The organism is Komagataeibacter melaceti (assembly GCF_003403295.1).
Lineage (GTDB): Bacteria > Pseudomonadota > Alphaproteobacteria > Acetobacterales > Acetobacteraceae > Komagataeibacter > Komagataeibacter melaceti.
The window spans coordinates 1-19,309 of record NZ_QUWV01000071.1 but is presented as its reverse complement, the minus strand read 5'-3'; the positions used below and the strand labels follow the sequence as shown (position 1 = coordinate 19,309).

Annotated in this window: 10 protein-coding genes; 4 read left to right on the top strand and 6 right to left on the bottom strand. The window is 61.4% G+C overall.

Annotated elements, in window-relative coordinates:
• Nucleotides 1–11 precede the first annotated feature (11 nt).
• The 6 genes from DY926_RS09235 to DY926_RS09210 form a co-directional block, all read right to left on the bottom strand.
• Nucleotides 12–8,576, bottom strand: a complete 8,565-nt coding sequence (locus tag DY926_RS09235) for a GH36-type glycosyl hydrolase domain-containing protein (RefSeq protein WP_116703109.1) — start codon at nt 8,574–8,576, stop codon at nt 12–14.
• Nucleotides 8,577–8,630: 54 nt separating this feature from the next.
• The gene (locus DY926_RS09230) at nt 8,631–8,849 is read right to left on the bottom strand and encodes a hypothetical protein (protein WP_116703108.1); all 219 of its coding nucleotides are present in this window, start codon (nt 8,847–8,849) and stop codon (nt 8,631–8,633) included.
• 716 nt (nt 8,850–9,565) lie between these two features.
• Nucleotides 9,566–9,781, bottom strand: a complete 216-nt coding sequence (locus DY926_RS09225) for a hypothetical protein (protein WP_116703107.1) — start codon at nt 9,779–9,781, stop codon at nt 9,566–9,568.
• 622 nt (nt 9,782–10,403) lie between these two features.
• The gene (locus DY926_RS09220) at nt 10,404–10,934 is read right to left on the bottom strand and encodes a YceI family protein (RefSeq protein ID WP_408886047.1); all 531 of its coding nucleotides are present in this window, start codon (nt 10,932–10,934) and stop codon (nt 10,404–10,406) included.
• A 224-nt stretch (nt 10,935–11,158) separates the two neighbouring features.
• Entirely contained in the window at nt 11,159–11,713 is a 555-nt protein-coding gene (locus DY926_RS17000) for a hypothetical protein (RefSeq protein ID WP_148707754.1), read from the bottom strand.
• A 63-nt stretch (nt 11,714–11,776) separates the two neighbouring features.
• On the bottom strand, nt 11,777–14,155 hold the full coding sequence (locus DY926_RS09210) for a heavy metal translocating P-type ATPase (protein ID WP_116703105.1): 2,379 nt from the start codon (nt 14,153–14,155) through the stop codon (nt 11,777–11,779).
• A 371-nt stretch (nt 14,156–14,526) separates the two neighbouring features.
• On the opposite strand from DY926_RS09210, the gene DY926_RS09205 reads away from it, so the two are divergent.
• From DY926_RS09205 to DY926_RS09190, 4 genes are all read left to right on the top strand, one after another.
• A complete protein-coding gene (locus tag DY926_RS09205; protein ID WP_116703104.1) occupies nt 14,527–15,141 on the top strand; it encodes a sorbitol dehydrogenase family protein in 615 nt (204 codons plus the stop codon).
• A gap of 15 nt (nt 15,142–15,156) precedes the next feature.
• Entirely contained in the window at nt 15,157–16,794 is a 1,638-nt protein-coding gene (locus DY926_RS09200; RefSeq protein WP_116703103.1) for a GMC family oxidoreductase, read from the top strand.
• A complete protein-coding gene (locus DY926_RS09195; protein ID WP_116703102.1) occupies nt 16,787–18,109 on the top strand; it encodes a c-type cytochrome in 1,323 nt (440 codons plus the stop codon). The genes DY926_RS09200 and DY926_RS09195 overlap by 8 nt, the downstream gene beginning before the upstream one ends.
• A gap of 239 nt (nt 18,110–18,348) precedes the next feature.
• Nucleotides 18,349–18,939, top strand: a complete 591-nt coding sequence (locus DY926_RS09190; RefSeq protein ID WP_116703101.1) for a phosphatase PAP2 family protein — start codon at nt 18,349–18,351, stop codon at nt 18,937–18,939.
• Nucleotides 18,940–19,309 lie beyond the last annotated feature (370 nt).

Sequence of the window (19,309 nt, the reverse complement as noted above, 5' to 3'; positions counted from 1 at the left end):
CAAGGCGGGCATCAGCCCAGCGTGACGGTGACCGTATGGGATGCGCCATCATCCACCATTTCTATGATTGTGGTGGCCGTCAGGGACCGGCCATCCACGCTGACATGACTGATGCCACGGCACACCTGGTTCGGATTTTGCACGGTAATGCTGTAGGTGGCCGTGCGCCAGCGGATGCTTGCCCCGAATTTCGGCCATTCACGCGGTATGCAGGGGTCAATCAGTAATTGCGTGCCATGGATGCGGATGCCCAGAATGGTCTCCACTCCAACGCGCTGCATCCACCCGGCCGATCCGGTGTACCATGACCACCCGCCCCGGCCCACATGCGGCGGGCAGGAATAGACATCGGCCGCGACAACATAGGGTTCCAGCCGGTAACGGGCCACTTCGTCCGGGTCGCGTGCATGGTTGATGGGGTTGATCATGTGGAACAGGCCATGTGCCCGGTCCCCATCCCCCAGCGCGGCCACGGCCATGACCGTCCACAGGGCGGCATGGGTATACTGGCCCCCGTTTTCACGTATGCCGGGCGGATAGCCACGGATGTAGCCGGGATCGGGCTCCATGGTGTCGAACGGCGGCGTGAGGACAAGGACCAGCCCGTCATGCGGCCGCACAAGCCGTGTAATGGCCGAGCGCATGGCATGCTCCGCTCGTTCCAGTGATGCCACACCCGACAGCACGGCCCATGACTGGGAAATGGCGTCGATCTGACATTCCGCCGCGGTATGTGAACCCAGTGGCGTGCCGTCATCAAAATAGGCGCGCAGGTACCAGTCCCCATCCCATGTGTCTTCCAGCGCCGTGGCCAGCGCCCGGGCGTGTTCCTCCCATCGCTGGGCGCGGGTGTGATCGCCGCGTGCGCGCGCCAGCGGGATGAACGTCATCAGCGTGGTGTGCAGGAACCAGCCCAGCCACACACTCTCCCCCCGGCCTTCCGCGCCGACATGGTTCATGCCGTCGTTCCAGTCGCCCGTGCCCATCAGCGGCAGGCCATGCGCCCCCGTAGCCATACTGTGGTCCAGCGCGCGGGCGCAGTGTTCAAACAGTGACCCACCCTGCCCGGAGGTGGCGGGGACCATGAAACGGTCATGTTCGCTCATGGGCAGGGGGGGCGCTTCCAGAAAGGCGAGATGTTCGTCCAGCACGCCCGTATCGCCCGATGTGGTGACGTAATGGGCCACCGTATAGGCAAGCCACGCACAGTCATCGGAGATATGGGTGCGTACGCCCGCGCCGGTGTGTGGCAGCCACCAGTGCTGCACATCCCCTTCCACGAACTGCCGTGACGCCGCGCGCAGCAGGTGCGCGCGCACCAGATCCGGGCAGGACAGGGCCAGCGCCATGCCATCCTGCAACTGGTCACGGAAGCCATAGGCGCCGCTTGCCTGATAGAAACCGGCCCGTGCCTGCACGCGGCTGGCCAGCGCCTGATAGAGCAGCCAGCCATTGAGCATGATATCCATACTCCGGTCAGGCGTGTGGACCTGTATGGTGCCACCCACACCATCCCAGTGCCGCCTGACCGCATCCAGCACCTGATCGGGGTTGATCGTACGGTAACGGGTGACAAGGTTGCGGGCTTCGTCCTCGTTTTCCCCTTCACCCAACAGGAAGGTGATTTCAGCCTTCCCCCCTGGTGGCAGCGTCACGATTGTCTGTACCACCCCGCACGGGTCCAGTCCGGCACCGGTGCGGCCCTGCACGCCATTGGCGCGGGTGAATGCCTCCGGGTGGTCCAGCGTGCCGTTGCGGCCGATAAATGCGCTCCGGTCGCCCGAACAGGCGGTGAGATAGCCACCAATATCGGCAAACGCGACCCGGTCGCCATATTCGGCATTCCATCGGTTGCGGGCGAACAGCGCGCCGGTCTCCCCATCCATAGCGGTGGAAACAAAGGGGCCCGCCGTGCTGCGCGCGCGGCCCAGCACCCATTCCACATAGGCGGTAACTGACAGCGTGCGTGGCTGGTCCGACAGGTTGTGAAGCTGGATGCGCGTAATCTTGACCGGGTCCGTCACGGGCACGTACTGGAGCAGGGTGCTGGCGATGCCGTGCGCGATACGCTCCAGCCGCGAATATCCCCGCCCATGCCGCGCCACATAGGTCGCGGCACGGTCGCGGCGCACGGCGGCGGTGGGGCACCACAGCGCGCCGCTGGTTTCATCATGGAAATAGAAGACTTCGCCCGCATGGTCACTGACCGGGTCGTTCGACCATGGCGTGATCTGGTGCTCGCGGCTGTTGACCGACCATGTATAGCCGCTGCCCTCGGCCGAGACCTGGAAGCCGAATGTCGCGTTGGTAATGACATTGATCCATGGCGCTGGCGTGTTCTGCCCCGGCCCAAGGACCACCACATATTCCCGCCCGTTTTCGGCAAAGCCCCCATGGCCGTTGAAGAATTCCAGCTCCGGTATGGCTGGCACGCCAAAGGCCGAAGCCGCCACGGGGGGCGCTGCCAGCGCGGGCAGGAAGGTGCGCGTTGCAGTTCCCTGCGCGTAGTCAAGCTGCTCCGCCAGGTCATGATCAGCCACCAGAACCACACGGGCGATGGACACGATGAGATTGCGCAGGACCGGGGTCAGCAGGTCGGCCCGCAGCACGCGTATGGAGCCGGTTTTGTTGTCCCCGCGTGGGATGGCATGCACCATATGGTCAAGCGCCACCTGCAGTTCCTGCAGGTAAGAAGACGGGTGTTCGTTCAGGATGACAAAATCCACCGCCAGTTGCTTGAGCCGGAAATACTCATGTGCCTGCAGTAGCATCCGTACGATACCGGTATCGGACGCCTCGCGTATGCGCAGCAGGAGAATGGGCAGGTCGCCTGAAATGCCCTGTTCCCACAGCAGTGGCTGCGCGCCGGCCCCCTTGGTAATGGCCGCGGTGTTCGCGCGCAGGGCTGGCCCGGCAAAAAGGATATGCCCCGCCAGCCGCTGGAACAGGTCCGCCGTGGTGGCGGGAATGTCCAGGTGCCGCAACTGTACCTGCGCCTGTGTCCATGCAAGCGTGCGTACGCGCTCAAAGGCGGCATGGTCCTTGTGCCTGTCGATCATGTCCAGCAGGGCCTCGCGGCTGGCGGCGGCCATGGTCCAGAACGCAACGCGCGCCCGCGTGCCGGGGCGGATGGAAACCGGAACCCGGATAGAAAAGGCAGGATCAAGCACCGTGCCGGTATGGCCCGAAAGCGGCGTCAGGCCCGATATGGCCGCTGGCTGGTGCACACTCTGCCTGCGGCCGATAAAGGATGCGCGGTCGGTTTCAATCTCGATTTCGCTCCCGGCTTCGAAGACCGCCAGATGGGCAACCCAGATTTCCGCCTCATCGGGCGTGCGGCGGCGGCGGGTTGCGATCAGGGTGCGGAAATCGGGCAGGTATTCGGTCTGGACAAACAGCTTGGTAAAGGCCGGATGCGCCATGTCACCATCCTGCGCCAGCATGGCAAGTTCGGCGTAGGACGTGATGTCGATTTCCACCACGTCGCTGCCGCTGTTGTACACCGAAAGCTGGCGGACCTCGGCGTCATCTTCAGCCGAGACGAGTATTTCCAGCGTGGTGGTCAGTGATCCATCACGGCGGCCGAATTCGGCGCGGTCTTCATGGAAGGCGACGGCATATTCATCAGGCCGCCTGCCAGCGGGCTGCGCCCCGGCGGACCAGACATGTCCCGTCCTGCGGTTCCTGAGATAGATATAGGTGCCATAATCATCGCAGGTGACATCCTCGCGCCAGCGCGTGATGGCCAGCCCGTTCCACCGGCTGTAGCCCGACCCCGCCGCCGTCAGCATGACCGTGTAGCGCCCGTTGGAGAGCAGGTGCGTGACCGGCTGCGACGTATCCGCGCGTTCCAGGTAGCGCCCCGCCGGTGTGGTGACGGGGCGGGTCACGGGTTTTGCATCATCTTCGGACGGGAGCGGGCGGGCGACTGCTCCGGTGCGCGGCGCGCGTTCCTGCAACAGCAGTTCGGCCGAGGCGATGATCGGGTCATCATGAAAGCGGGTGCGCATGATGCCGTTCATGATGGCGTCCGCCACCGCAAGGATGGACATGCCCTGATGATGCGCCATATAGGCCCGGATGATCGCGACAGTGCCATGGTCGGGTACCCGGTCAGGCGTGTAATCAAGGGATTCGTAAAGCCCGTAGCGGCCAAGCGCGCCGGTTTTTTCCAGAACGTACAGGTTGGCCACCGCCTTTTGTGGATCAACCATGGCCGCCAGCATGGTGGCGTAGGGGGCCACCACCGTATCCAGCCCCAGCCCGCGCTTGAGCCCCAGCCCCGGCACCCCGAAGTTGGAATACTGGTAGGTATAGTCAAGATCGCGCACGTTATAGGCGGATTCCGAAATGCCCCATGGAATGTTGCGCGCCTGCCCGTACGCGATCTGGCGCTGCACGATCAGGGCGTTCGTCTGCTGGAGCAGGCTGCCCATCGGCGCGCGCATGACCAGCGAGGGCATGAGGTACTCGAACATCGAGCCGGACCATGAAACGAGTGCCGCGCCATTTTTTACCGGTGTGATCGAGCGGCCCAGCCGGAACCAGTCATGCGCGGGCATGTCGCCCTTGGCTATGGCAAAGAACACCGCCAGCCGGGCTTCGGATGCCAGAAGGTCATAGCAGTTGGAATCCAGCGTATCTTCCGCGACCAGATACCCGATGGACAGGAGCTTGCGCGATGGATTGCACAGGAAGTGGAAGTCCATTTCCTGCGCCATGGTCCGCGCTTTGTGCGCCAGTGCGTCAAGCCGGGTGGGCAGCGTGGCATACAGATCGGCATCAAGGTCGCGCAGGTGGCTTTCCAGCGTATGGAGGGGGGAAGCTGTCCAGAACAGCCGGTCGGCAATGACATCGCCGCCGTTCTCGGGCACGCTCGGGTGCATCCGCGCGGCATGCTCCGCAACTTGGGCTGCGTGGCGGTGCAGGGTGGCCAGTTCCCCGGCGGAGTTGCCTTGGGTGGACAGGACCGCGTTTTTCAGCCCGGTCAGTAGCCGCAGCAACTGCCGTTCGGGCACCGTGTTGGCCAGGCGTGCGCCGTTGCGGAATGTCAGGTCCGTAATGGCGATGTTCAGCGCATCCGCAACGCCGTCACGCCAGGCATCGGTTGATGCCGTGCCGTCGCGCCATTTCTGGCAGGTGCTGGCCAGCGCGATCAGGTGCCCCGCCAGATTGCCGCTATCCACGCTGGATACGTAAACCGGCTCAAGCGGGCTGAGGTCTTCGGTTGCGTACCAGTTGTAGAAATGCCCACGGTAGCGGGCCATGGTTTCCAGCGTGGCGAAGGTGGCTTCCAGCCGTGCCACGGTATCGGCAAGGCCACACCAGCCAAAATCCCGCGCACTGGCGGTGCAGAGCAGGTACAGGCCGATATTGGTGGGTGACGTGCGCCGCGCCAGAATGGGCGAGGGGTCTTCCTGAAAATTGTCAGGCGGCAGCATATGGTCCGCCGGGGTGGTGAACGTCTCGAAAAAGCGCCAGGTGCGGCGGGCAGTCATGCGCAGCGTGCGGATATCGGTACGTGAGGGCCGTGAGCGGGCGGCGATGACCGGCGTGCGGCTGGCCCACATGGCCACGGCGGGTGACAGGCACCACAGCAATGCGACCGGCAGTTCCAGAAACAGGCTCCATGGCGCCCACTGGGCAACGCATAGCGTAATTGCCCCCGCCAGCAGGGGCGCGGCCAGCATCCGCCCATAATATCCGGCCAGACCCGAGCGCAGCAGCCCCGCGATCTGGGCGGCGGGCACCCACTGGAGCATGTAGCGGCGGGTAATGAATACGCGCACCAGCGTGCGCGTGATCGCATCGGCCATGATGAAAGCCTGATGCGCAAGGAAGGTGATGTTGAGAAAGGTGGTGATTGCCGCCTCGGTGCTGGTGGCGGCAATGACACTGAGGTAACTGCGCAGCGTAATCCATTCCCGGCGCGGTACAAGGTCGGGCAGGACAGGCAGGAAGGCGGGTACTGCGATGGTCAGCAGGATGAACCCTGTCCACACGACCGCCGTATGCAGGGGCAGGAACCAGCCCGTGACGAGTGTGAGCAGCGCAAACGGCATGCTGAGCGTGCGCCGCAGGTTGTCGAGCATCTTCCACCGCGCAATGCCCGAAATACGTGCGTGCGCAGAAATATTGCGGCGCAGGGCGCCCGATGTGATCCATGGCAGCAACTGCCAGTCACCGCGTGTCCAGCGGTGCAGGCGCTGGGTTGCGACAAGGTAGTCGGTGGGGAATTCCTCCACCACCTCCACATCCGTTGCAAGGCCGGCGCGGGCGAAGATCCCCTCGAACAGGTCATGGCTGAGCAGGGCTGATTCCGGCACCCGCCCGGCAAGGGCGGCGTGGAAGGCGTCGACATCATATATGCCCTTGCCCGCGTACGATCCTTCACCAAACATGTCTTGGTACAGGTCGGATACCGCGGCGGAATAGGCGTCAATGCCGCTGGCGCTGGCGAAGATGCGCTGGAACAGCGTGCTCTGGTGCCCGACCGGCAGGGAGGGTGTGACCCGGGGCTGAAGAATACCGTGCCCCTCCCGCACCCGGCCCGATGCGGGATCAAAGGCCGGGGTATTGAGCGGGTGCGCCATCTTGCCGATCAGGCGGCGCACGGTTTCCAGCGGCAGGCGTGTATCGGCGTCCAGTGTAATGACGTACCTGACATCATGCGGCAGGTCATGGGCCGGGGGCAGGAATGTCGTATCCGTGGCCCCGCGCAGCAGGCGGTTGAGTTCATGCAGCTTGCCACGCTTACGCTCCCACCCCATCCACACCCCTTCGCTCCGGCTCCATACGCGCTTGCGGTGCAGCAGGTAGAAACGCATGCCACCGGGCACGGGGCCGTATTTGCGGTTGAGTGTCTCGATACCCGCCAGCGCGCGGTCCAGCAGCCGCTGGTCATCCGGCGCTTCGGCCTGTGTATAATCGGTCCAGTCACTCAGCAGCGCGAAATGGACGGAGTCATCGCGCGTGGCCAGATAGTGTACTTCCAGCCGCGCCAGCAGGGCGCTGACCGTTTCATCCGTTGTCAGCAGGACGGGCACGACAACCATGGTGCGCAGTCGGGCGGGAATGCCATCAAGCAGCTCCAGCCCCGGCAGGGGGGTGGCATGCACCAGTTCCAGCGCCACCCGGTTGACGCATGCGATCGCGGCTTCCGAAACCGGCAGGAAGGCCAGCACCGCCAGCAGCCACAGGTAATCCACCCCCGTCTCGTCACTCAGCCACAGGGGCAGGGCAAGGAAGAGCAGGCTGAGCAGCATGACCACCGTGCTGTACGCCGTAATGCCATACGCACGGAAACCACGGCCCAGCAGGCGTGTGAATGACGGGCGAAAGTTGATTGCGGCTTCCAGCGCGCCGCGTCCCGCCATGAGCAGGTAATAACCGGGGTCAGCGCGGCGTGGATCGGATGGGGCCATCTCCTGCGCCCTGCGCGCCATGGTCACGGCCAGTTCGGCTATCGCCACCTCACTGTGGCTGCTGCCCCGGGCCAGTTCCTCAATGGCCTTGCGGTACAGGTCACGGCTGGCGAAATCGGCCTGCGTGAAGCTGTCGTAGCTGGCAAAAACCCCGTTGACGAGACACGCCCGGTCAAATGCCTCCGTCCAGTCCAGCCCGGCAATCAGCCGCAGGCTGGTGATGATGTTGCGGATGGTGGCGTTGAACGTGCCCTGTTCCTGCAGGTCGTCACGCACCGCGCTGTCAATGCTGGTGCCGCGATCGGCAAGGCGTTGCCCCAGCCAGACAAGAGCGGGGTCCTTTTCCGGGTCCAGCCCGCGTGAACGGTGGGCAAGCTGCGCGGTAAAGGCGTTGGTGAGGATGGACGGGTCCACCGTGGCCAGAAAGGCAGGAATGGCGGCGGTGGGGTCCTTGCGGTAAAGGTCGAGCCGGTCCGCCAGCCTGTCGGCATCCCGCCTGCTGGCGTTGTTGGTCATGATCGCGGCGACAACCCGGCGCAGGTTCTCGATCAGGATGATCCGCAGCGTGATCGGCACGGCCCAGAGTTCACCAATGGTGAGTGGCACCACGCTCTGGTAAGCCATCAGGTAACGATGCAGGACGTCCGGCTGCAGGTTGCTGTCCGTATGGGCCACCAGCGCCCATGTGGCCCCGAACACCCGTGGCAGCCCGGCAAAGGGGCCATTGGCCAGCTTGGGCAGGCGGGCATAGTAACGCGGTGGCAGGTCCAGATCCGTCTCGCGTATCTGCATGTCCACCAGGGCGTAGTTGTCGGCCAGCCATTGGGCGGCGGGCGTCAACTGCTTTCCGCTCTGTATGGCCTCGGCAATGCGTATGTCGGCCGCACGCAGGAAGGCCCCGTTTTCCGCCAGCCGTTTTGACAGGGGGCGACCGTAACCACCCCCTGTGTGGGATGCGACCGTCTGGGCGCTGGCAAGGCTGCGGGCATGGGCTTCGAGCCGTTCCAGGCCAAAAATCTCGCTCCGTACCGGCGCGAAATCATCCAGCCATGTCAGTTCTGGCGGATGACCCAGCAGGCGCGCCAGCCATGAACGCCGCTTCGCCCGGAAGGCGTGGCCGGTCGGTAGCGAGGATGCAATGTTCCCGTCCATTCTCTGCTCCAGCTACAGGCGCACGGGAACAGCAATGGCTGGTCCGATGCTGTTTTATTTACGGAACAGGCTTTTTCGTGGCTGCCGCGCCGATACATCGGCCGAGCGTGGCAGCAGGGATGCCATGTTTCCCGTGGGGCGCGATGTCATGCCCGGCCATGCCGGATGCATGGCGGTGAGCGTGTCCCCACCGCGGGAAGGAACGCCAGCCCCCGTCATGTCCGAATGGTCGGATTGCGGGGCGGAGCTGGTCGTTTGGAAGGATGTATCCATTTTCTGTTCTCCTCTGTCCGGAAATGGGGGGAGAAAGCGAGTGCCATGACGGAGCGGTAAACGCGGCTGGCAGATGGCCTGCTGGAACCGGATTGTCACGGCCCAGCGTAAACGTGCCGGAACACGCAGTGTTGCACGGATATTTTTATCTTCTTTACTTATGGATACAAATATCCACGTGCCCGGTGCAGACATGGTAGTGCTTGACTGCCGCGCCAGAACTGCTCGCATATCAGGCGACTGCGCCGGTATTCCGGGTGATGGTTATGGATGAACATGGGCGTTGCCGTGGCATGTCGCGCGGCAGGCCATATCCTTTACACTGTCTGGGGAGGATACGTTGTCCTGTGTCGGCGGGTCATTACCACCATCATTCAGGAATTATGGAATGAATGCAGGTCAGATGTGTTCTGTATGCTGTCGGCTGTGGGCGTATCTGTGCAGATGCCCGGATCGGTTCAGGACATTTGCCCAAAATGGATGCATCCATGGGAACGGCGCAATATTGCGTATCCTGCCGGGAATGACGGATGGTGCTGGCCTTTCGGCATAAGCAACCATTGCGGGGATGACGGTTGATGGCGTGCGGATCGGGAACGTCGGGTCTGCTCCGTAACCGGGACCGTCGTTCATGCCGCGTTTTTTATGGAATGGCCATTGGCCCGGCCTGCCTTATCGCGTTTGCGGCAGGACCGGGCCAGATGAAGCCGGGGGGATCATTTACTGCCAGTAAAACCATGCATGCCCGCATGCGCGCGTCGGTACAGGCGGGCAACCTGGCGGGTCAGTTCATCCTGAGCGCGCAGGGTGCGGTTATGAAAGGCGCGCACGCTGTCATGCGCGGCATAGAAACGCCGTGTTTCACGGTCGGCTTCCAGAATCACGGTGCCAAGGAAAGTACCGTCAATTTCAACAATATGGGATTCAAGCATTGGAGTTCTGCCTTTACCTGCCCGCATACGCATTGCGGGTGTTGCTCCGGCAGTATTTCCGCCGGTTGTTCTATCTGCTGGTCGTCAACACCATGGGTGCGACGGGGTGGGTGCTACATCGCATCATGTGAATTCATCCTGCTGGATAAACGCCGGAAAGGGCGTTCGGGGCGGATTATAGGTTCTGTCTGGTTTCGGTCAACTATAATAACTAAAAAAAAGTGTGATGATTTATTGTGCTTAAAATTTAGTTAAATTTGATGGACCTACGATCCTCTGTCGAAAGGATTCCGAATTATATAATTATAAAACAGTATGTTATTAAAATATGTGTCGTCACCGTCTCCTCGTAGCCTACGCGGGGCTTACCCATTCATGTTGGCGGCGAACAGTCTTGAGAGTAGGGAATGGTCGCAGAATCCAGCAGGTAGACCCTGTGGATGAAGTAGGACTGCGTCATATTTGGGAAATAAACGATTAAATTCGTAATTTATCCCGTGGGGATATTCTTGTTCGGAACCCGAAGTCAGTACAGATGTCCCGCCATGAAATTCTCCCCGTCCGGGATAGTTAAGGCATCATCCCGCCGACAGGATCGGGGGTATTGCTCAGCACGTCACGCCTATCGCTCAAAAGCGCCTGACATACGCAGTTGCACGTCATCGCTGACCTGCGGCACATACATCTTTATGCCAAAGTCGCTGCGCCTGATCGTGGCCGTGGCCTCGAAACCGGCTGTATATTTTCCATCCATCGCGTTTATGCCCGCACCGATGAAATGGACCCGCAGCGTTTCAGGTTTCGTGACGCCATGCAGGGTCAGGTTGCCGGTTACAATGGCATCGTCCTGTCCCGTCAGGCGGATTGTGGTGGAAGTGAATGTCGCGGTGGGGAATCTGGCTGCGTCAAACCACTGTTCCCCCTTCAGTTCCCCGGTCAGTCTGCTGTTTGTGGTCTGTACGGAGTCCACGGGAATGGTGACGGACAGCTTCGTGCGTGACGGATCATGCGCATCAAGTTCCAGCGTGCCGGAAGCATGGGAGAGCAGGCCCAGATAATTGGTGAACCCGAGATGCAGGACCGTAAAGGCAACCTGCGTATGTTCCGGCTCAACATGATAGGTACCGGACTGGACCTGCGTGGGGTTGGTCATGGCCTGTGCCGCAGCCGGACCATGTGTGGGCAGGGACAGCGCAACAACTGCCAGCGGTAGTGAAAGGATGCCGTGTTTCACGTAACGATACTCCGCCTGTGCTGGATCATGCAGGGGCTGGCCTGCTGGCAACATCATTATCGTGAGGCCCGGAGGTGAAAAACAACGATGGTGGAAACATATGGTTTCCCATATTTTCCGGTCATGTTCGGCGGGCGGCGTTATCAGTTCAGGCGATGTGATTGCGGATCGGGCACACCGTAGATCCGCAGCATGTTATCAAATGACTTTTCAAATATAAGGCGGATATGGGGCTTGGGGTTGCCATTTTCGAACGTGGCATCCGTTGCGGCCAGGAGCGGACTGTGGGGGTGCATCTCGCTTATCGCCCGGACCTGTGCGCGGTGGCCGGTGTCTGATGCGGTCATGACAGCCAGTTTGCGCGTTACATCCGCCAACTGTTTTTCCAGCCGCCTGGCGTAAAGTTTCCATGCCTGATAGTCGGTTTCCCTACGTTCAGCGGCTTCCTTGTAATCAATGTCGGATTTGAACGGATTATCAAGCATGTCTGATCCTCTTTGGTCAGGATTTATGCGCGAATGAAAATATCTGCTGTCCGTCTCTTTGATTTCCGCTAATGGCCGGAAGGTAACGACGTTGTGAACGTGCAATGAATAGCGGCGGATTCTGCTGCGTATCCACAATTCCAAGCAATATTCGTGCCACTGCACGACCTGCCTGATGCGGTTCATCAACCCCGATAACGATCCGTAATGCATGTTCGTTATCATATTTATCAAAATATAGCTAAAATATTCATGGCGTACGTAGGGAGAACATGCCTATCCACGGCGGGTGGAGGGCGCCTTCCAGCGGTTGAGAAGCAGCGAATTGCTGACAACCGATACCGAACTCATCGCCATCGCGGCCCCGGCTACGATCGGGTTGAGCAGGCCGAAGGCGGCCAGCGGCAGGCCAAGAATATTGTAGATGAAAGCAAAAAAGAGGTTCTGCCGGATCTTGGCCAGTGTCGCGCGCGAGAGTGAAATGGCGTCCAGCACACTGGTCAGTTCGCTTTTCATCAGCACGACATCCGCCGTATCCAGCGCAATGGCAGCGCCTGCGCCAATGGCAAAACCAACATCCGCCGCCGCCAGGGCCGGGGCGTCGTTTATGCCGTCACCCACCATGCCCACGGTCTGCCCTGCGGCACGGTATTTCTCTACATTATGGGCCTTGTCACCGGGCAGCACGCCTGCCAGATAGTCGTCCACCCCGACCTGTTGCGCCACGACTGCGGCCGCATGCTGGTTGTCGCCTGTCAGCATCACAATTCTGATACCTGCCTTATGCAGCGCCGCAACGGTTTCAACCGCGTCAGCGCGCAGGCGGTCGGACAGGGCAATATACCCCAGCACGCGGGCATCCGCCGCCACCACAATAACGGTCCTGCCTGCCTGTTCCAGTCGGGTAACGCTGGCATCATCCAGCGGTATGCCCGCTTCGTGCATGAAACGGGGGGAGCCGATATGGATTGGCGCCCCATCCACCTGCGCCGTAACCCCCATGCCTGGCAGGGCCCTGAACTGCGTAACCGGCAGGGCTCTGGTTCCCGCCGCCACGGCGTAATCACTGATGGCGCGGGCCAGCGGGTGTTCGGAATCCTTCTCCAGCGTGTAGGCGATGGCCAGCAGGTGCGCGGGCTCAATACCGGGTGCGGGCTGCACCTCGCTTACGCTGGGGTGGCCTTCGGTCAGGGTGCCGGTCTTGTCCATGATGATGGTGGTCAGTTTTTCCGCCCGTTCCAGCGCATTGGCGTTGCGAAACAGGATGCCCGCACGCGCACCCAGTCCCGTGCCAACCATGATGGCCGTGGGCGTGGCCAGGCCAAGCGAGCAGGGGCAGGCGATGACCAGAACGGACACGGCTGAAACAAGGCTCCACGTCGCGTTGTCTGTCACCAGCCACCCGACAAGGAAGGTCAGCAGCGCAAGGATCAGCACGGCCGGGACAAAAATGGCCGAAACCCGATCTGCCAGCCGCTGCACGCTGGCCTTTGACCCCTGCGCCTGTTCTACCATGTTCACGATATGCGCCAGCGCCGTATCCGCCCCGACACCGGTGGCCCGGATGCGCAGGGCGCCGGTGGTGTTCATCGTGCCGCCAAAGACCTTGTCCGCGTTCTTTTTCAGTACGGGCAGGCTTTCCCCCGTCAGCATGGCCTCATTCACGTCGGAGGCACCATCCACGACCTCGCCATCAACCGGGATGCTTTCTCCCGGCCGGACAATCAGGATGTCATCCACCCGCACATCGGCCACCGGGCGATCAATGACCACGCCATCGCTTTCCACATGCGCGATCTGGGGCTGGAGCCGGAGCAGCCTTTCAATCCCGGCGCTGGTCCGGTCCCGGGCGCGGGTTTCCATCAGCCTGCCCAGTGAGATCAGCGTGATGATGGCGACATCGGCCTCAAAATAGACCGGCTGCTTCAGGCCCAGCACAATAACGGCGGTGCTGAAGAAATAGGTAATGCTGGTGCCCAGTACCACAAGCACATCCATGTTGGCCGAGCCGCCACGCACCGCGTTCCAGGCGCGCTGGTACAGGTGGCGCGCGCAGTAGAACTGCACCGGCGTTGCCAGCGCGCATTGCAGCCAGTCGGGCATCATGGCCGTAAAGCCAAGCAGCATCGCCACCATCTGTGCGAAAAAAGGCAGCGACAGCACCAGTGTCAGGAGAAAGCCGTTGCGCTCGCGCCGCCATGCCTGTTCGCGCTGCGCGTGTTCATCCTTATTCAGGCTGTTATCCAGCAGCTTCGCGCCGAACCCGGCCTTTTCCACCCGATTGATGATGGCGTCCGGCTCGACAATGCCGGGCACGAAAACGACATGCGCCCTTTCGGCCGCGAAATTCACGCTGGCCCGTGTCAGGGGGAGGCGGTTCAGGACCTTCTCGATCCGCGCGGCGCAACTGGCGCAGCTCATGCCCGTCAGGGACAGGTCCACGCTTTGTTCCGCCACCGTAAAACCGGCCTTGCGTATGGCTGATACAACATTGCCAATGGAGGCCGCAGGGTTTTCCAGCATGACCTGGACACGGCCCGAGGCGAAATTGACCGTGGCTTTCACGCCATCCTGGCGGTTGAGGATCTTTTCGATCCGCGCGGCGCAGGCCGCACAGCTCATCCCGCCGACAGGAAAGCCAAAGGTCTGGGACACTGCCGCGCTCCTAATATGCATCCGGCCCTGACTTTATACCCCCGTGAGGTATTATCAAGAATGTCACGCCGATTTTCCTGACGGGAGGCCGGGGCCTGAATTCCGGATGATATTGTCGTGATGGATACAGAAGCGGGTTTCATTGCCGTACGAAGTATATATCCGGAATTATGTCATTACGTAATATGTCAAAGTCGGCCCCCATGCTGTCGCACACCAGACGTGAACCAGCCATTCGCTAATATAGGGGCCGGAGAGGTTGCGACAACACGTTACGTAGCGGTATCCATAGTGCTTAATTACTGCATCCCGCTCAGCCATGCCTGTTCTTTCCGGCATCCCGGCTGGACAGACATGAGAGGCGACACCATATGGCTGCAGACCGGTCATGTTCTTCCACCCGTATTCATCTGGCCACCCCCAACAGCATGCGCATGGCCCAGGCATTGCGCATGTCGCGCCGCGATATGCTGCTTGGCGCGATGGGGCTGGCCACGGTGGCCGTGGGCGCGAACCCGGGGCTTGCCGCCACGGTTGATGAGGACACGGTCGCCCCGCTTTTCCTCGCCCTTTCCAAGCGCCTGACGGACCGGGAAACCCTCAACCCGCAGATCAGCCAGGCCCTGTATGCCGGGATCATCCACGCGGTCCCGGAGCGCCGTGATCAGATAGGCAAGCTGCATGCGCTTATGGAAAGCGGGAATTTCAGCAGCGCCCGCGCACTGGCCACCGCCGCCGAACATGCCGATCCGGTGTTCAAGGACGTGATCCATGAAATCATGACCGGCTGGTACCGCGGCGTGGCTGACCAGAAGGTCGTGGTCTATCGCTCGGCCCTGATGTTCGACATCACCAGCGATGCCATCTACCCCAAGACCTACGCCGCGGGTGGTCCGTTCTACTGGACCAAGACCCCGCCGGAAGTGGCGGTTCCAACGGGGGAACCTGCCCTGTCGCCTTCAAAATTCGTTGTAGAACCCACCTGAACCCGGAGCTTCCCCATGCCATCTGAACAGGACCTCTCGGCCGACGTCGTCATCGTCGGCTCCGGTGTCGCGGGCAGTTCCATTGCCAATGAACTGGTGCGGGCGGGCATTTCCGTCATCGTGCTGGAAGCGGGACCGCGTGTGGACCGGCAGCATTTTGTCGAGAATTTCCGCAACCTTGAAAACAAGCCGTCCTATCAGGGGCCGTTTCCTTCCGTGCCGTGGGCGCTGCATCCCCCCAACCAGATCACGCCCAACGATTACCTGCACACCACCGGCCCCGATGCCGAGGCCTACCAGCAGGTTTACCTGCGCATGATGGGCGGGACGACATGGCATTGGGCAGGGTGCGCATGGCGTTACCTGCCATCGGATTTCGAGCTGAAAACCCGCTACGGGCAGGGACGCGACTGGGCGCTGAAATACGACGACCTGGAACCGTTCTACTATCAGGCCGAAGTGATGATGGGGGTCTGCGGTCCTGACCCCGCGCGTGAGGATCTCGGCTCACCGCGCCGCCAGCCCTACCCGATGGAGGCGCTGCCCATTTCATATGCGGCGCAGCAGTTCCGCAAGCTGATCAGTGAAAAGACGCCCTACCGCGTGGTGCATGAGCCGCAGGCGCGTAACACCCGGCCCTATGACAACCGCCCGACCTGCGAGGGGCATAACAACTGCATGCCCATCTGCCCGATCGGGGCAATGTATAACGGCAGCTATTCCGTCTATCATGCCGAGGCGGCGGGCGCGCGTTTCGTCCCCAACGCGGTTGTGTACAAGATTGAGCGGGACAGCGCCAACAAGCGCGTCACCGCCGTGCATTATTACGATCCCGACAAGGGATCGCACCGCGTAACCGGCAAGTACTTCGTTATCGCCGCACATTGTATCGAGACTGCGAAGCTCCTGCTGGTCTCAGCCGATGAGCAGAGCCCCGACGGCATTGCCAACAGTTCGGGCCATGTGGGCCGTAACATGATGGACCATACGGGGGTGCAGGTCACCTTCATCAGTGGTGACAAGGCGCTGTGGCCGGGCAGGGGGCCGCTTGAAACCAACGTGATCGACAATTTCCGTGATGGAAGCTGGCGTAACGAGCGCGGCGCCTATCTGGTGCACATGGTGGATGACAACCAGGTGGACCTGGCCACCGCGCTGGCCATTTCCAAGGGCTATGTCGGGCGTGAACTTGAGGAGCAGATCCGCTACCTCGCCTCCCACACCGTCCGGCTGTTCAGCCATAACGAAGGGCTGGCCGACCCGGAAAACCGCCTCACCCTCAGCAGCACGCATAAGGACATGCTGGGGATTCCGCACCCCGAGGTCTATTACAAGCTGCCTGAATATACGGTGAAAAGCTGCGAACATACCCGCGGCCTGTTCCGTGAACTGATCGGCCTTATGCATGGCACGGACGAGCAGTGGACGCCGGGCTACTTCCCGCAGGACCATCCCGCGGGCAGCACCATCATGGGAACCGACCCGAAGGATTCCGTGGTGGACGGCTTCTGCCGCACGCATGACCACGAAAACCTGTTTATTGCGAGTTCGTCCGTCTTCTCCTCGGTTGGGACCGGCAATATCACCCTGACTGTCGCGGCACTCGCCCTGCGTGTTGCTGATACGCTGAAAAAAGAACTTTCCCATGCCTGATGTTGCACGCAAGATCCTGTGGCCGGCCCTGGGGGCAGGGGCGATGCTTGCCGCCCTGTCCACCGCACCCGCCCGGGCGGATGAACCTTCGGCCGAACTGCTGGCGCGCGGCAAATATGTCGCCACGGCAGGGGACTGTATCGCCTGTCATACCCGGCCCGGTGGCCAGCCCTTTGCCGGGGGGCTGAGCATCACCACGCCGATGGGTGATATCATTTCAACCAACATCACGCCCGATCCCGACCACGGGATCGGTAAATACACGCTGCAGGATTTCGAGAAAAGCGTGCGCCACGGCGTCCGCCGCGATGGCAGCCGCCTCTATCCTGCCATGCCCTATGTCTCCTATTCCGGCATGACGGATGATGATGTGACGGCATTGTACACATGGTTCATGCACGACGTGAAACCCGTGGCCGAAACCCCGCCCGCCACATCACTCAATTTCCCGGCCAACCTGCGCATCACCATGGCGATCTGGAACCTTGTGGCAGGGGAGAGCGAGCCGGAAACGGGCGATGCGGCGACGTTTGACAAGCTGCGGCGTGGCAAATACCTCGCCCATGCGTTGGAACACTGTGGCACATGCCATACGCCCCGCAACGTCATGCTGAGCGAGAAGACGGACAGTTACCTGGCCGGTGCCTCGCTGCTGGGGTGGTATGCGCCTGACATCACATCCAGCAAGACCACCGGGATCGGGGACTGGAGCGAAGATGACCTGGTGGCTTACCTGCGCACCGGCCATGTGGATGGCCTGAGCCAGGCCGCCGGCCCGATGGGGGAAGTGATCGAGCATAGCTCCAGCCACCTGACCGATGAGGACCTGCATGCCCTGGCGGCCTATATCCTTCAGGTCCCGGCCAAGGAGGATGATGGCGAGCATCCGGCGCGCGCTCGTGCCGGGCAGGCCCTCGATACGCCCGATATCCGCTCGGGCGAACTCACCCGCATCGACAACCTCAACCCGATGGACGGCAAGGGGGTGTATGACGCCAACTGCGCATCCTGCCATGGCGACAACGGGGCGGGGACGGGTGACCACTACGTGCCTTCCCTGTTCCACAACGCTGTTGTCGGTTCCGGGCACCCGGATAACCTGATCATGACCGTGCTGGAGGGTGTGAACCGCACGGCGAATGGCGTGCATGCCTATATGCCGGGCTTTGATGGAAAGTCCGACGTGCAGCGCCTGAGCAATGCGGAAATCGCGGCCGTGGTCAATTATGTGACCGCAACCTTCGGCAACGGCGACCATGGCGTCACGGCCGAGCAGGTGGGTGCACAGCGCGTGCAGACACCCAAAACGCCCTGATCAACCCGTAACCTGTTACCCGACAGGCCTGCGCCCGCCCTGACGGCGGCGGTGGGCCTGTCGGGACCATGCGGCGGCATGGCACTGATGGCCCCGGTTTGTGGTGAGGGGTGTTTCAGGTGATTTTCCGCCCGGCCTGCCCAGTTTCTGCTCCTGTCGCGTATTCGGGATAGTGCTGGCCGGGTAACTGCCCATATGATATGCAGAATCGATCAGGTGGCAGGAAATTACGTCTCGTTATGATACGTTTCATCACCGATTTTGCTGATCAGGGCGATATTCTGCCAGTCGTTGCGACTGTGGCGGCCGTTATGGTCTGGCGGGAATGGCGGCGTGGCGCCTCCGTCTGGCTCGTGACGGTGGTGCTGACACTCGCACTCATGCTGGTCCTGAAAATCATGGGCCTGTATTATGCCGTATTCATGCAGGCCCGCGTTTTCAGCCCCAGTGGCCATGTAGCCTCGGCCTGCCTTGTCTATGGAAGCCTGCTGATCATGATGGGGCGGGAGGCGTTTATCGGCCTGCCAACCCTGACCATGCTGCCCCTGATGTTCGTGGCTGCTGTCATGGCCTATACCCGGCTTGTGCTGCATGCCCATACGGTATCGGAAGTGGTGACCGGGGCCATGATCGGGTCGATCGCGGCGGTGGTGCTGGGCTTCAAATGTGGTCCCGTGCCCAGGGCGCTATGGGTTTACCTGCTGCCTGCGCTGGTGGGGAGCGCCTTTCTGTTCCATGGCTGGCATCTGGGGGCGGAAGCCGCAATCCGGCATCTGGTCCTGTCCCAGGCGGCTTCGGCAAGCCACTTCATGCATGACAGGCTGGTGTGACGTCTGCCTTGGTGTAGCAGGCTAACGTCTGGTCTGGGTCATTTTCGGGCAATGGAGCACTATCGGATAGTGCGACCGCGTTCCTGATCCAGATGGAATACCGGGAATTTCCAGCTGCTTTTCTGGATAAAACAGCAATAGAACCAATCCAAGAAACGCCCTGTAATCATAAGGAAGTTTTTGGTGAAGCTTTTTTCAAAAAGCTTCAGAAAACGCTGCCTTTTTGAAAAAAAAGCAGCACCCAGAAACTTTTATTATTTTTTATCAATAAGTTGCTTTTAAGCAGCCTCTAACCCTGAACCGGCGCAGGAAACCGGGGTGTTCGCATAAAAAAACTCCCCCGCCTCAGGGGGGGGGCCTGAAGCGGGGG

Bases quoted from the DNA above. Each gene is read 5' to 3' on its own strand.
- DY926_RS09235 (WP_116703109.1), bottom strand. From the start codon at position 8,576: ATGGACGGGAACATTGCATCCTCGCTACCGACCGGCCACGCCTTCCGG.
- DY926_RS09230 (WP_116703108.1), bottom strand. From the start codon at position 8,849: ATGGATACATCCTTCCAAACGACCAGCTCCGCCCCGCAATCCGACCAT.
- DY926_RS09225 (WP_116703107.1), bottom strand. From the start codon at position 9,781: ATGCTTGAATCCCATATTGTTGAAATTGACGGTACTTTCCTTGGCACC.
- DY926_RS09220 (WP_408886047.1), bottom strand. From the start codon at position 10,934: ATGACCAACCCCACGCAGGTCCAGTCCGGTACCTATCATGTTGAGCCG.
- DY926_RS17000 (WP_148707754.1), bottom strand. From the start codon at position 11,713: ATGCATTACGGATCGTTATCGGGGTTGATGAACCGCATCAGGCAGGTC.
- DY926_RS09205 (WP_116703104.1), top strand. From the start codon at position 14,527: ATGGCTGCAGACCGGTCATGTTCTTCCACCCGTATTCATCTGGCCACC.
- DY926_RS09200 (WP_116703103.1), top strand. From the start codon at position 15,157: ATGCCATCTGAACAGGACCTCTCGGCCGACGTCGTCATCGTCGGCTCC.
- DY926_RS09195 (WP_116703102.1), top strand. From the start codon at position 16,787: ATGCCTGATGTTGCACGCAAGATCCTGTGGCCGGCCCTGGGGGCAGGG.
- DY926_RS09190 (WP_116703101.1), top strand. From the start codon at position 18,349: ATGATACGTTTCATCACCGATTTTGCTGATCAGGGCGATATTCTGCCA.